The 14,815-nt window shown below is 47.3% G+C and carries 14 protein-coding genes; 7 read left to right on the forward strand and 7 right to left on the reverse strand.

Annotated elements, in window-relative coordinates; all coding sequences use genetic code 11:
- The first annotated feature begins 66 nt into the window (after positions 1-66).
- The gene (gene rpsT, locus EV211_RS01910) at positions 67-339 is read left to right on the forward strand and encodes a 30S ribosomal protein S20 (protein WP_133527743.1); all 273 of its coding nucleotides are present in this window, start codon (positions 67-69) and stop codon (positions 337-339) included.
- Positions 340-476: 137 nt separating this feature from the next.
- Positions 477-1,184, forward strand: coding sequence for a purine-nucleoside phosphorylase (gene deoD, locus EV211_RS01915; RefSeq protein WP_133527744.1), 708 nt, complete (start codon positions 477-479; stop codon positions 1,182-1,184).
- Between the two features lie 232 nt (positions 1,185-1,416).
- Here deoD and EV211_RS01920 read toward each other — a convergent pair whose 3' ends face one another.
- The 5 genes from EV211_RS01920 to EV211_RS01940 all read right to left on the reverse strand — a co-directional run bounded on the left by EV211_RS01920 (position 1,417) and on the right by EV211_RS01940 (position 6,049).
- The gene (locus EV211_RS01920) at positions 1,417-2,652 is read right to left on the reverse strand and encodes an AfsR/SARP family transcriptional regulator (protein ID WP_133527745.1); all 1,236 of its coding nucleotides are present in this window, start codon (positions 2,650-2,652) and stop codon (positions 1,417-1,419) included.
- A 30-nt stretch (positions 2,653-2,682) separates the two neighbouring features.
- Positions 2,683-4,131, reverse strand: a complete 1,449-nt coding sequence (locus EV211_RS01925; protein ID WP_133527746.1) for a UDP-N-acetylmuramoyl-L-alanyl-D-glutamate--2,6-diaminopimelate ligase — start codon at positions 4,129-4,131, stop codon at positions 2,683-2,685.
- 66 nt (positions 4,132-4,197) lie between these two features.
- On the reverse strand, positions 4,198-4,605 hold the full coding sequence (locus tag EV211_RS01930; protein ID WP_133527747.1) for a hypothetical protein: 408 nt from the start codon (positions 4,603-4,605) through the stop codon (positions 4,198-4,200).
- 116 nt (positions 4,606-4,721) lie between these two features.
- Positions 4,722-5,492 carry an NAD(+) synthase gene (nadE, locus tag EV211_RS01935; protein WP_133527748.1) on the reverse strand — a complete coding sequence of 257 codons (771 nt, stop codon included), beginning with the start codon at positions 5,490-5,492 and terminating at the stop codon, positions 4,722-4,724.
- Between the two features lie 17 nt (positions 5,493-5,509).
- Positions 5,510-6,049, reverse strand: coding sequence for a cysteine hydrolase family protein (locus tag EV211_RS01940; protein WP_133527749.1), 540 nt, complete (start codon positions 6,047-6,049; stop codon positions 5,510-5,512).
- A gap of 161 nt (positions 6,050-6,210) precedes the next feature.
- Between EV211_RS01940 and EV211_RS01945 the strand changes: the two genes are divergently transcribed.
- The 5 genes from EV211_RS01945 (at position 6,211) to EV211_RS01960 (ending at position 10,806) form a co-directional block, all read left to right on the forward strand.
- A complete protein-coding gene (locus EV211_RS01945) occupies positions 6,211-6,891 on the forward strand; it encodes a TIGR00266 family protein (protein ID WP_133527750.1) in 681 nt (226 codons plus the stop codon).
- A 15-nt stretch (positions 6,892-6,906) separates the two neighbouring features.
- Positions 6,907-7,725 carry a glutamate 5-kinase gene (gene proB / locus EV211_RS01950; protein WP_133527751.1) on the forward strand — a complete coding sequence of 273 codons (819 nt, stop codon included), beginning with the start codon at positions 6,907-6,909 and terminating at the stop codon, positions 7,723-7,725.
- Positions 7,722-8,966: a glutamate-5-semialdehyde dehydrogenase gene (locus tag EV211_RS01955; protein WP_133527752.1), complete on the forward strand. Its 1,245-nt coding sequence runs from the start codon at positions 7,722-7,724 to the stop codon at positions 8,964-8,966. Before proB ends, EV211_RS01955 begins: the two co-directional genes overlap by 4 nt.
- Before the next feature lie 150 nt (positions 8,967-9,116).
- Positions 9,117-9,251, forward strand: coding sequence for a hypothetical protein (locus tag EV211_RS10965; RefSeq protein WP_279222017.1), 135 nt, complete (start codon positions 9,117-9,119; stop codon positions 9,249-9,251).
- 163 nt (positions 9,252-9,414) lie between these two features.
- Positions 9,415-10,806 (forward strand): TrpB-like pyridoxal phosphate-dependent enzyme, encoded by a 1,392-nt coding sequence (locus EV211_RS01960; RefSeq protein WP_133527753.1) that lies wholly within the window; start codon positions 9,415-9,417, stop codon positions 10,804-10,806.
- Between the two features lie 291 nt (positions 10,807-11,097).
- Here the strand turns inward: EV211_RS01960 and EV211_RS01965 are convergent, their stop codons facing one another.
- Together EV211_RS01965 and metA are read right to left on the reverse strand one after the other, a co-directional pair.
- Positions 11,098-12,474 (reverse strand): MFS transporter, encoded by a 1,377-nt coding sequence (locus tag EV211_RS01965; protein WP_133527754.1) that lies wholly within the window; start codon positions 12,472-12,474, stop codon positions 11,098-11,100.
- Positions 12,475-12,500: 26 nt separating this feature from the next.
- Positions 12,501-14,759 (reverse strand): homoserine O-acetyltransferase MetA, encoded by a 2,259-nt coding sequence (metA, locus tag EV211_RS11190; protein WP_133527755.1) that lies wholly within the window; start codon positions 14,757-14,759, stop codon positions 12,501-12,503.
- Between the last annotated feature and the right edge of the window lie 56 nt (positions 14,760-14,815).

Genomic DNA, 14,815 nt, shown 5'->3' on the forward strand with positions numbered 1-14,815 from the left:
TGTATACTTACAGTTGCGAATTTAGCTTTTAAATTGCTAAAAATAAAATAAAGTGGGGTGAAAATAATGGCAAACATTAAATCCGCAAAGAAAAGAATCAAGGTTATCGACAAGAAGACTACACTGAACAAGAGAGTTAAGGAAAATCTTAAGACTATCCTTAAGGACTTTGACGCAGCAGTAACTTCAGGCGATATGGAAACAGCAGCTGAGAAGAGAGATCTTGCTGAGAAGAAGCTGAAACAGGCTGCATCCAAGCATGTAATTTCCAAACAGCAGGCTAGCAGAAAAGTATCACAGGTAACTAAGAGATTCAACGCAGCACAGGCTGTAAAATAAGTCTCACCCGTCCCCACCTGTGCGCAAGCTAAGCGCATATGCATTGAGCAAAAAAACGATGGAAAGTGTCTCCCATCGTTTTTATTTTGCAGAAATTATGTTAGAATGTATATATTAAATCGGAAAGGGATGATGAAATGTCACTACATATCGCTATAGACGACAAGGCTCCTGTAGCCAAGTCTGTACTTATGCCCGGCGATCCGCTCAGGGCTCAGTTTATTGCAGAGAACTATCTGGATTCTCCTGTAAGATACTCGGAGATCCGCAATATGTACGGGTATACCGGCACCTATAAGGGAGTTCCCGTATCTGTTCAGGGGAGCGGAATGGGTATGCCGTCAATGGGCATATATTCATGGGAATTGTACAATAATTTCGATGTTGAAAACATAATCCGCGTTGGCACAGCCGGCTCTTTTAACGATAAGATCAAGGTCGGCGACATAGTCGTCAGTTTGGCCGCATCAACAGACTCCAACTACCAGCACGCCTTCCGAGTACCTGGACAGTACTCACCTTCCTGCAGTTATGAACTTCTCAGGAAATTGCAGCAGGCAGGGCAAGAGAACTCCATAGATTTCACTGCAGGCAATGTGGTTTCCTGTGATGTTTTCTATGAAATCGGCGATGACTGGTGGAAGCAGTGGGCTTCTATGGATGTTTTGGCAGTTGAAATGGAAGCGGCAGCACTATATATGAACGCCGCTTATGCCGGAAAGAACGCCCTGGCCATTATGACCATCAGCGATCACTTCGTCACAGGGGAGAAAGCCACTGTTGAACAGCGTCAGAAGGATTTCACAGATATGATGAAACTGGCTTTGGAAGCCGCAGTAAAATAACGATTTATGAATCCAAAAACTAAAACGGAGCCTTGGTCAAGGCTCCGTTTTAGTTACTTCTACAGTTTAACTAACAAATCAACCTGCAAAAAAAAGTGTGTTGTGTGTGTTGTGTGTGTTGTGTATGAAATTGATTTATCGATCAGGTTCATTGTATTATAATATGGTTACTACACGGTTACATAGTCCCTCAATACAGTAGTATTTCAGACACTTCCTACAACTTGTAGTACTATTTCTTTCCTCTTGCTACCATTTTCTTCACATGGGCAGATTCAACAGGAGCCGTAGTATACATAACGCCGAAACAATCATTGGATTTATGGCTCTCGAAGTAATCTTCTATCCTTCTGGCTATCATCTGAGAATTTTCTTCTGTAACATCCGTAAACAATACAGCGTACTGTGTCGGGCCGCTTCTGGTAAAGATATCCGCCTGACGCAGCATGAATGAGATGGCATTCTGCAATGTTCTCATATTCTCCTGCTTGTCTTTCTTGGTAACTCTGACGCCCTTCTTGATTCCCAGAGAGTACAGATCTATTCTGGCATTATCATACTGACGACCAAGCTGTCTGGCTGTAAGCCTGTAAATCTGCTTGAATTCGCCGTACTCCACCATGAAACTCGATACATAATCTATCTTCTCTTCCAAAGTTGCCGTAAGGGCCTCCGGAGTTTCATTACGGTTAGGTCTGTCCTTCATCAGCTCCTTATATGCCGATTCGAATTCAACGCCTGGTGTAGCGCCGTACTCGTTCTGCATCATATCCTTGACCTTCTCATACATCTTGGAGGCAGAATCATATTCCTCCATAGCTGCATAGGCAATGATCAGATAATAATAGTATGACTCCTCGTAAGGCTGGCGCAATAACGCATCATTACATATCTCCACTATTCTCTGATATTCGCCTTTATCTGTAAGTATAGTCTGCGCCTTATCCACAACATCTCTGTACATGTTGGAATACTGCGTCTGCAGAGCCACTGACCATGTACTGTTAGGTGTCATGCTGAGTACGTTTCCTTTGAAACAATCCAGAGCTTTTTCCAGCAGCTCAAGTTTATCATCATCGGAAATACCTTCGGCATCAGCTTCTTTTACCAGCTTTTCGAAAACCATGATATCCACTTCGAAAGGAATGGTATCATTGAATGAATATGTGCCGTGTGAATTGAGTATTACTTCTTTTCCCGGTATAAAATCCAGCGTATCGATTTCCTTACGCAGTTTAAAAATCAGCACTTTCAATGAGTTCAGCGGGTTTGCTACCTCTGTATCGTGCCAGAGCACGTCTATCAGTTCTTCCTGACTGACAGTCCTGTCATAGTTAAGCAGAAGATACTCGAAAAGCATCCACATTTTCTTCGCATTACCCTTGGATTTGCTTGTCCCTATGGACTTATCCTTATAGCTGACACTAAAACCGCCCAGAGTCTTTATTACTAGTTTGGCCTCCTCCATAATTAACTTCCTTTCTCATATCTTCTCAAATCAGACTAACTTTTTAATTGCACGCTTCGCCGCCTCATTATCACCAATAAACGGCGCACGTCCATCTTCATAATACATGTACGATTCGTCACCTTTGCCCAGTATGAGCACCAGGTCACCCTTTCTTGCAAGGCTCATGGCCTTATCTATGGCCTCTATTCTATCAGGAACGAAAATACCCTTACAACCGCTTTCTTTAACGCCGGACATGATCTCAGCGCCTATGTCCTCAGCCTTTTCATTTCTCGGATCCTCTTCAGTCACGACCACTGTCCTGCAATGCCTGCCTGCGATCTGACCAAGTATTTTCCTCTTGACTTTATCTCTCTTGCCGGCGCTTCCAAAGACCGCGATTATTCCGCCGCCATTCTTAGTTATCTCATCGGCATATTCAAATACCTTATCGAAACCGTCAGGCGTATGGGCATAATCAACGATGACATTGAAGTCCTGACCTTCATCGATGATCTCCATTCTGCCGTCTACCTGAGGTATGTCTTCTATCAAAGGCAACATCTGCTCTATCGGCATCCCGCACTCATGCATGGCGCCTATGGCGGCCAGCAGGTTATATATGTTGTACAAAGCCACAAGATTCGTACTCACCGGGTATCTCTCACCCTTGCAATTGAGAACAAAGGTTGTACCCTTTGTTGAAAGGCTGATATCCTCAGCCTGATAATCCGCCTTGCCCAGAACTCCGGTACCGTAGGTCACGTACCTGCAGTTGCAGCAGGCCTTCAGACCGTCTATGCTGGCCTCGTCGTCAGCGTTCAGCACAGCGACGCCATCTTTCTTTATGTTCTTAAAGAGAATTTTCTTTGCTTCGAAATAATTCTCCATAGTTTTATGATAATCAAGATGATCGTAAGTCAGGTTCGTAAATATAGCACAGTCGAAATCAACTGTATCTACCCTGCCCATAGCCAGTCCATGAGAACTGACTTCCATTGCCGCGGCCTTCATACCGTGGTCAACCATTTCCGCAAGATCCGCGTGGACCTCTATCTGATCAGGCGTAGTAAGCGTAGGAACACGGCTGTAGCTGCCATATCTCACTGCTATTGTGCCCATATATCCACATGGTTCCTTGGCAGAATAAATATCACTTATGATGCTGGAAGTCGTTGATTTTCCATTGGTACCCGTAACTCCGAAGACAGTCAGACTGCTGCTTGGTCTGCCATTGAAAATGTCACAGGCCCTGTTCAGTTCGTCACCTACATGGTTACTTTTGATATATACAATTCCCTTTTGTTCGGGAATGTCTTTACTATGTACTATTGCTACAGCTCCGGCCTCTACAGCCTTCCCTGCGAAGTCATGACCGTCAGCCTCAAGTCCCTCTATGCAGAAGAACACATTGCCCGTCTTGACTCTTCTGGAATCCATAGCCAGTCCTGTTATTTCTATGTCCGGCTGGTTACTGAAAAGTGTAGATAATTTCATTAAACTGCCTCCCTCGTAAGGGTTATTATATAATTATTCACGCCACTTGTCAAAAGAAACTGATAATTAACAGTGAAGTTTCCACGCGCCTGTAAGTAAAGCTATGAATATGCCTGCAAGAAACATGGTCAGCCCACCCATGAGCATATACAGGATATACGGTGCTGACGCCGTATAGGTGCCTAAAACTCCTCGGCACACGAAGCCGATCATTACCAGTATTATTCCCAGACACACTAACCCATTTGAAAGTCTGCTCTGGAGTTCAGGCAACAGATATGCGAGTCCGCTGTAGACTGCGGCAATGGCCGGCCATATGAAAAGATTATCTATATAAAAAGAGTGGCTGTCCGTGTTATATTCATATACAGTAGTTCCCAATATAGTCACCACCGCAACAGCAGTCATAAACTTCCACTGTACGGAATAAGGTTTTCTTATTCGTTTTTTATTGTTTTGCTTAACTGCCTCCATAATAGAACGCCCCCTTGTACAGATAAATATAACCTGCCACAATGGGGCGTCAATGATGCTACTTTGGGGGTAGTATGTTATTTATTTGAAGAAATCTTAACAATTCTTCACCGTTCCTATGCCTTGATAGGGCCCTTATGATCATATGCCGGCATCATGCTGAGTTTGAAGATGTTGGCTCTGCGCTTTCCATCTATCTTTTCCTTGGTTTCAGGGTCTTCGCATATGCCTGTCCTTATGTATCTGTCCAGCACATCATAGGTAAAGCCAAGATGTTCCTCGTCGGTCATAGGCGTCAGTCCGTCGATAGGAACCTTGAATACCAGATCGTGAGGCAGACCCAGTTCTACGCCAATGGCCCTGACCTCTTGAACTGTCAGTTGCGATAAAGGTGAGAAGTCCCCCGCTCCATCACCGTATCTGGTAGCATATCCGACCCAGTCCTCTGACAGATTGCAGGTGTTAGCTACTCTGCCATTCATAGACTGCGCTACCGCATATGTCGTGGCCATCCTCAGTCTTGCCGGCAGATTGGTCACAGTCTGCTGCTGTATCTCACATGGCAGCTTAGCACGGAGTTCATCCATTATGCCGTCAAATCCTTCCTTGATATTGATGACGGTATTGTCGATGCCCAGGTGAGCGACGAGCTTCCTGGATGCGTCTATGTCCGCCTGCTCGCCGTTTGGCAAAAGCACGCCATAAACTCTATCCCTGCCAAGGGCTTCAACGCAAAGAGCAGCAACAACCGAGCTGTCTTTGCCGCCGCTGATGGCGACTACTGCCTTGCAGCCCTTACCGTTCTTGTCGAAGAATTCTCTTATCCATTCTATGATTTCATTCTTAACTTTTACCGCATCGAAATTCCTGTCGTAGAGTTCGTCCATTATTTTCCTCCAAAATTCTACTTTACTGTTATCTGGCACGCCTTCATGGCTTCCAAAGCCCTTTCATGGCTGCCTGGCGTAACTCCTGCGCAAAGGTCTCTGTAGACAACTATTTCTGTCTCAGGAAATGCTGCCTTCAGTATCATGGCGTTGGAAATCACGCATATGTCCGTGCACACGCCGCAGAGTTCTATGGTCTTGGGACTGCCGTCGAGTTTCTCATGTATCCAGGCCGGCAAATAGGTGGAGCCGAAGGTCGGCTTGTTGAAAACGTTTCCGCCCTGCTGGTCCTGAACAAAGTTTTCAAGGCCCGGCACTATCTGCCATCCGTCTGTTCCCGTCTTGCAATGGGCCACGGGCAAAAGTCTGCCTTCCTGGGTTTCCATATAGTTTTCATCGTGGGTGTCTCTTGTGAAGAACACCGGGATTCCGTTGGTTACATGATTTCTGACTTTATCGGCAATTGCAGGGATTATTCCGGCGGCCTCACGGTTTCCCAAGGTGCCTGTTACGAAATCATTCTGCATGTCTATGGCCAGTAATACTCTGTCTTTCATGTGTTTCCTCCCCAGCGGCTTCAGCCGCTATGTACCAAGGTATTATAACATGTGAATGCCAATAAATCCATTTACAATTGAAAGTTGTCAGATTTTTGGTATAATAGCCCTATACAGTATTAAAGTAAAAATTGCTATGTTTGATTAGAAAGGAAATGATTATGAAATATAATATTGTAGGGGAACCTCTTCCCGTAGTTATCTGCGATGTAGAGAAGGATGAAACGTTATTGACGGAAAGTGGCGCTATGGCTTGGATGAGCCCTAATATGAAGATGGAAACCAGTACTAACGGCGGTTTCGGCAAGGCTCTGGGCAGAATGTTCTCAGGCGACAGTATCTTCCAGAACAGGTATACCGCTCAGGGAGCTGATGGACAGATAGCGTTTGCTTCCTCTTTCCCCGGCGAGATAAGAGCTTTCGAGATCGAGCCAGGCAAGGAAATAATCACCCAGAAATCAGCTTTCCTGGCCAGCGAATCCGGCGTAGAATTATCGATATTCTTCCAGAAAAAACTGGGCTCGGGACTCTTTGGCGGTGAAGGTTTCATAATGCAGAAGCTGTCCGGAAACGGAACTGCCTTTATCGAACTTGACGGCCATATATGCGAATACAGTCTGGCTGCTGGTCAGAGCATAGTCGTTGATACGGGATACCTTGCAGCTATGGATGCTACATGTTCTATGGAGATCGTCTCTGTTCCCGGCGTGAAGAATATGCTTCTCGGTGGCGAGGGTATATTCAACACTGTAGTTAAAGGTCCAGGGAAAGTACTGCTTCAGACTATGCCGGCAATTTCAGTTGCTAATGCATTGAGACCTTTCTTCCCTACAAATAATTAGCCGAGGGACAGAAAGATGGATAAAACTACTATAAACAGAATACAGGACAGCAGGCGCGTGGTCATCAAGGTCGGCACCAGCACACTGTTGCATAATAACGGAAAGCTAGACCTGAGGCATTTCAGTATGCTTTGTCGTGTCATAGCAGATCTGCAGAACGGAGGCAAGCAGGTGACCCTTGTCACATCGGGCGCCATCGGTGTCGGTCTGGGCAAACTTGGCCTGAACAAACGGCCTGACGAGACCAGCAAGAAGCAGGCACTGGCCGCCGTTGGTCAGTGCGAGCTCATGTTCATGTATGACAAACTATTCGGGGAATACAATCAGACTGTAGCCCAGGTTCTGGTCACAGCCGACGTGCTGGACGAACCGAAGACCCGGATTAATGTAACCAACACCTTCACCAGGCTCATCGACATGGGCATCATCCCTATCGTAAACGAGAACGATACAGTGGCCACTGCAGAACTGGAAGGCAAGAATATCGGCGACAATGATACCCTTTCAGCGACTGTTGCCAGACTGGTGGACGCCGATCTTCTCATAATACTGACTGATATCGACGGTCTCTATGACAGCAATCCGCAGAAGAACCCCGACGCTAGACTCATCTCTCTCGTAGATGAGATCACTCCTGCCATAAGGAAACTGGCCGGACCTGCCGGATCCAAACTGGGAACCGGCGGTATGTCCACCAAGATCAAAGCCGCCGAAATAGCCACGTCCGCAGGGATTCCCTGCTTTGTCATAGGCGGCAGCGACCCTGATAACCTTTACAGGATCTTCGACGGAGAAAAAGTAGGAACACTCTTCGCGACTGGAGGAAAAAGATGACAGAACTAGAAAAAATGGGTGCAAGAGCCAGAGCTGTAGCCAAAACATTGCGCACCATATCAGCGGATTCCAAGACGACAGCCCTGGAGGCCGTTGCATCTGCTATCATAGAGCACGCCGACACTATTTTGTCAGCTAACGCAGAAGACCTGACCGATGCTAAGGCTAACGGCATGTCAGAATCCATGCAGGACCGTCTGCTTCTAACAAAGGAACGCATAGGCGACATGTCGGCCGGCGTCATGGCTGTATCAAAGTGGCCTGACCCCGTAGGCAAAGTTCTGGAAGAATATGACCGTCCCAACGGTCTGCATATTAAGAAAGTGAGCGTACCTTTGGGCGTCATCGGTATAATCTTTGAGTCCAGGCCCAACGTAACCAGCGACTGCGCGGCTCTTTGCATAAGAGCCGGCAATGTCGTGATCCTTCGCGGCGGTAAGGAAGCCTACCGTTCGAATTTAGCTATAACTAAGGTTATGCGAAAGGCGCTCACAGGCGCCGGCCTGCCTGAGGACTGCGTCCAGCTTGTTACAGACACCAGCCGCGACTCAGCCACGGAAATGATGAACCTGACAGGCTATCTGGATGTGCTAATTCCGAGAGGCGGCGCCGGGCTAATACGCAGCGTCGTAGATAACGCAAAGGTCCCGGTCATTGAAACAGGCGCCGGTAACTGCCACATTTACGTTGACAAAGCCGCTGATATCGACATGGCCGCCGACATCGTCTTCAATGCCAAAACATCACGGCCTTCCGTATGCAACGCAGCAGAGAAACTTCTGGTGCACAGAGCAATTGCAGACAAGGCACTCCCTGTCATAGCTGCAAAGCTTCAGTCAGGCAATGTAGAGCTTCATGGAGATCCGGCTTCCAAGACTATATTCAGCCATATGAAAGCCGCAACCGATGAGGACTGGGGCCGGGAATATGTGGACCTGATCATGGGCGTGAAAGTCGTAGATTCCATCGATGAAGCCATCGATCATATAGAAAGATACTCCACCCATCACAGCGACTGCATAATCACTGAGGATCAGTCTGCAGCAGAGAAATTCATGGCTGGCGTAGATTCGGCCGCCGTGTACTGGAACGCATCGACCAGATTCACTGACGGCGGAGAAATGGGTCTGGGCGCCGAAATAGGCATATCCACCCAGAAACTCCACGCCAGAGGACCTATGGGCGTAAACCAGCTGGTCACCTACAAATACGAAATCACCGGCCACGGCCAGACAAGATAAATTTTGTTATATTTCAACAGCTCGCACAGGCTTATGCAAGATTTTTTGTTATAAATTACAAATTATCTCTTGACAGACCCCAACGGCCGTGCTAATATGTGACTTAATCAAATACCACTTAAACCTTTGATGGAGAGTGAGTAAGGACGGATGCTTGCATCTGAGAGAGTTGCCGATGGTGAGATGGCAGCATGTAAAGACCGGCCTGAATGGACTCCTGAGGGCGAGCTGAAAGGCAGCATATCTGCTGACCGAGTAAGTGAGACGGAGAATCAACTTCGTTAACAAACTGAGCATATGATAGTATGCGCAGAGCGGACGCAATATAGCGTCAAGCCGGGTGGCACCGCAAGAGTATTCACACTCTTGTCCCAGCAAATTGCTGAGACAGGGGTGTTTTTTTGTAGCACGCCTTCTGTACATACGTAATTCGAAAGGAGAAAACGAAATGACTATTGAACCTAAGATCCCTTACAAAATTTATCTGAGTGAGGACGAAATGCCGAAGAACTACTACAATGTGAGGGCTGATATGAAGAAGAAGCCTGCCCCGCTGCTGAATCCGGGAACTCTGGAGCCTATGACGGCGGAGGAACTGGGCGGAGTATTCTGTGATGAGCTCGTGCAACAGGAACTGAACAATACGGATCAGCTTATTCCGATCCCGCAGGATATCCGGGATTTCTATAAAATGTACAGGCCTTCCCCTCTTGTAAGAGCTTACTGCTTGGAAGAGAAGCTGGGAACGCCGGCCAAGATCTACTATAAGTTCGAGGGCAACAATACCAGCGGCAGCCACAAGCTGAATTCTGCCATTGCTCAGGCATATTACGCCAAGAAGCAGGGTCTGAAAGGCGTAACTACCGAGACCGGAGCCGGCCAGTGGGGCACTGCCCTTTCCATGGCCTGCGCTTATCTGGATCTGGACTGCAAGGTCTATATGGTAAAGGTTTCTTACGAGCAGAAACCCTTCCGCAGAGAGGTCATGAGGACTTACGGAGCTTCAGTTACACCGTCTCCATCAGAGACAACGACAGTAGGCAGAAAGATCCTGGCTGAACATCCGGGAACTACCGGAAGCCTTGGATGCGCCATCTCAGAAGCCGTTGAGACTGCTACTTCCACTGAGGGGTACAGATATGTGCTTGGCAGCGTCTTGTCTCAGGTCCTGCTGCACCAGAGCATAATCGGTCAGGAAACTATGGCCGCTATGGATAAATACAATATCGATCCGGACATTATCATAGGCTGTGCCGGCGGTGGTTCCAATCTAGGCGGACTTATTTCTCCGTTTATGGGCAGGAAACTACGCGGGGAAAACGACTATCGTTTCATAGCTGTTGAGCCTAAGTCATGCCCAAGCCTGACTCGCGGTCAGTATGTATATGACTTCTGTGACACAGGCAAAGTCTGTCCTCTGGCAAAAATGTACACGCTCGGCAGCGGATTCATCCCATCGCCTAACCATGCCGGAGGTCTGAGATATCACGGCATGAGTTCAATAGTATCAGAGCTCTATGACGAGGGCCTTATCGAGGCCAGGTCCTACGAGCAGACTGAAGTATTCGAGGCAGCGGAAGAATTCGCAAGGTGTGAAGGAATACTGCCTGCACCGGAAAGCAGTCACGCTATCAAAGCCGCTATAGACGAGGCTCTCAAATGCAAGGAGAACGGTGAAGAAAAGACCATCGTCTTCGGCCTCACAGGCACAGGTTACTTCGATATGGTCGCTTATCAGCAGTACAATGATAAGACTATGAGTGACTATATTCCAACTGATGACGAGATCAGAGACAGCCTCTCCGGAGTACCGCAGTTCCCCGGAAACGAAACAAAGTAACAGGGCTAATTTAATTAAATATACACGGCATGTGTCGGGCACTGGTGGTTACGGCTCCTACTTGTCCTCGTTGCAAGCGACTGCAATAAACTCATTCGCCAAGAAATAGAATGCCACGCAAACTCGTTGAGCAGCACATCCTTATGTGCTCAACTCAAACAGTGCGTGGCATTTGTCTATTCTTGTCGCTCATTTCCTTTGCAGTCGCAACTGCGCCTGTGGAATCGTAGTATCCGTAACCCCCAGCACCTTGCCCCATGCCGTGTTCATCAAGTTAATAATCCTATTCTGTTACTTTGTCTTCCTTTTCAATGACATAAATACTCCGGCGATGCAGAGTACTATGAATATGTAGAAACACTTGTGCATAGTAGACACCAGCATTGTCGGCGGTGCTTCCGCCAGACCCATATCGCCAAGGTTAAGACCTACGACTATAGTGACTATGGCCATGCTCGATGAATGACCTACTGTTCGCATAGTAGCCAGAATAGAGTTGGCCACACTATAGTCCTCTTTGCTGACACAGCTCATAACCGCATTGGTGTTAGGCGATGAAAATAACGCGAATCCGAAACCTACTATTATCATAGTAACAACTATATACCAGATTGGCATATTCACAGTCAGCATAGAGAACAGCACCAGACCCACTACACAGAGAGCCATGCCGGCACTGGCCAGTTTATATGGAGGTACTCTGTCTGAGAGCTTTCCCATAAGCGGTGAGAAGGCTGCCTGTACAGCCGGCATTACTATCAGGATCAAGCCGGCAGTTTGAGAAGTATATCCCATTACAATCTGCAGATAAATACTTACCAGATAACTGATGGCAAAGGTGGCCCCGTAATTGAGCAGGGCCGATAGATTTGACAGAGTGAATACTGCGTCATGTGAGAACATAGTCACGCGTATGACAGGATCCGCAGCCTTTCTTTCTACCATAACAAAAAGCACACATAAAATAAGTCCGCCCGTCATGATCATCCAGCCATACTTTGAGATAGAAAGATTCGTCAGACCATAGAGGAAAGCAATTATCATAACTATGTACAGGATATTGCCGGCCAGATCGAAATCGACTGACAGGACCTCAGTCTGACGTTCAGGTGCGCCTATGATTGCCAGCACCAGTGCGGCTATTGCTACGCCGCAGGTGACGAAGAAAATCGACTGCCAGCCAAGTCTGGTGTTCAGTACCCCGCCGACTACAGGCCCTACGGACAGGCCCACATATACGGCTGCTGTTGACAGGCCCAGAACTCTTCCCCTCTCAGATCCCGGGAAAACGCTGATAAGTATAGCGTTGTTAGTCGAAAAAATCATAGCTGCTGCCACGCCCTGCAACACTCTTAAAGCAAGCAGCATCCATATAGTGGTAGAAAAAGCACATAAAAAAGACAAGACCGCAAAAGTGCTGATCCCGATAATAAGCACCTTCCGCCTGCCTTTTGCATCTGCTATCTTACCCATAGGAACGCTGAAGGCCGCCACCGCTATGGTGAAAGCCGTGACCACCCAGCCGACCATGGCGCCACTGACTTGAAACTGCTCCTCAAGATTCGGTATGGACAGATTCAGGGCGCTACCCATGAATGTAGTGATAAACGATGTCACTACAGCCATGCGGAGCACATTATGCTGTTTTTTTTCTTGAACTTTATCCATAAATCGGCCCGATCCTGCCTCGCTTCCTACTTCTTGGTGAACTCCGTATATATAGCTCTGACTGCTGCCAGATAATCCTTATCGTTGATGCCAAGGAGCATACTTATACCCGTTGAGCCATGGTCGATAAGCTTGACGTTGATTCTTTTGCTGGCAAGGGCACCCAGCACCTTCACAGCAATTGCCGGAGATGTGGCCATTTCCCGGCCCACTACGGCTACCATTGCCAGGCCGTTATCAGCAGTGACCTTGGATGCGCCTGTGGATGTCTTGATTATCTCGCTGATCTCATGGATCCTGCCTTTGATTTCCGCTTCATGTACGATCACATTAAGCGCGTCAACACCCGATAGGATGTTTACTATTCCTATACCTTTATCAGCAAATATTTTCATAATATCAGTTCTTATGGCTGGCTTCTCGTTAAGGCGATCCTTTTCCACAACTATGCTTGTGTACCCGCCATGACCGGAAATGCCTGAGATCTGCAGTACTGTCTGATAATAATCAGCGTTCTTCACTATGAGCGTACCTGGATCTTCTGGTTTGTCTGTGTTCTTGATGTTGATAGGAATTCCTACCTTCCTCACCGGGAATACCGAATCCTCCTGCATGACCTCGGCTCCCATGACAGAAAGTTCACGGAGCTCTTTGTATGTAATTATAGGCACGGCCAGTGGATCGCGTACTATCTTCGGATCAGCCATGAGCATCCCGCTGACATCTGTCCAGTTTTCATAGAGATCTGCCGAGGCCGCCTCTGCCACAATGGCGCCGGTAATATCAGACCCACCTCTTGGGAAAGTGCATATTCTCCCTGCCGGGTCTGTGCCGTAAAACCCCGGTATCACGGCGTTCTCATGGTTTTCAAGCTCGTACGCAATAGCTTTCTCTGTTTTATCAGCCAGGAATTCCCCTTTGTCGTCAAAAAATACTATGCCGGCGGCGTCAACAAAATCGTAATTCAGGCAAGCGCTCATTATCTTAGCGCAGAGGTATTCTCCGCGGCTTATGAGATATGGGTCACCGGCTCCCTCTCCGTAATTCCTGTATATTTCCTTCATTTCATTGTCAAGGTCGAAATCTATTCCAAGTCCTCGAATTATCTCGCGAAATCTGGTGGCGATTTTTATTAGAAGGCCTTCCTTATCCTCATCGGGATCTGTGCATTTAATAAGCATGTCTGTTACCTTGGAATCGTTGTTCCTGCGCTTTCCCGGCGCTGAAACCACCACGAACCTCCTCGTGTCCTCACTCTTAACAATTGCAGCCGCCTTCTTGAACTGGACTGCATTAGCAAGGGATGATCCCCCGAACTTGACAACCTTCAGATCTGCCGCTTCCTGTATGACAGGCGCCAGATCCTCCTCGTGGATCATCCTGATATCATAAGGTGTTGACTGATATACGAAGTAGTTGAGCCAGTTGGAATACAGCAGATTGGCGCAGGAACGCCACCGAACTACCGGTTCCCTGGTATCATCGTCATCAGGGAAATAATTACAAGGCACAGCAGGATCCAAGCCCTCTTCTTTATCCCTCTCATATTCCTTCAGCAGCGTGTCCCAGTCATATTCCGAATGGCCCATGACGAATATCTGCCTGTCGCTTTCAGATTTAACGCAGAAGACTCCCGCCTCATCTGAGCTGGCGATTATTTTCAGAGCCGGCACCGCCTCTATATCCTCCCTCAGAACTGTGGTGTTCCTCGAATGAGGCACATAAAAAGTATCGTCAAAACCTCTGAAAAGCATGCCGTTCTTATAGTCCAGATGGTGTTCGAATACACCTGACAATTTTTCTTTAAGAATGTGTTTGCTTATGCCGTAGTGATAGTAAAGGCCTGCCTGAGCACCCCAGCAAATATGGAAAGTGCTGTGGACGTGGCTTTTGCTCCACTCCATTATCTCACAAAGTTCATCCCAGTAGTCGACTTCTTCGAAGTCCATAAGTTCCACAGGCGCGCCGGTTATTATCATGCCATCGTAATAATTATTGCGGACCTGGTCAAAGGTCTTGTAGAAGGCTATCATATGTTCTTCTGATGTATTGGCCGCTTTATGAGTGCTTGTCTGTAAAAGTTCCAGCTCCACCTGGAGCGGCGAGTTCCCGAGAAGTCTCGTAAGCTGTGTCTCTGTGTCGATTTTAGTCGGCATCAGATTCAATATTAAAATCTGCAGGGGCCTTATATCCTGAGTCATAGCCCTTACATCTGTCATAACGAAAACATTCTCACGGGTCAGCGTATCCACTGCCGGCAAATTATTAGGAACTTTAATTGGCATATATTCGTCTCCTTGCTGTATATTTATGCGGTTTGTTCCGCAAATGATGCATACAG

The organism is Aminicella lysinilytica (assembly GCF_004362975.1).
GTDB lineage: Bacteria > Bacillota > Clostridia > Peptostreptococcales > Anaerovoracaceae > Aminicella > Aminicella lysinilytica.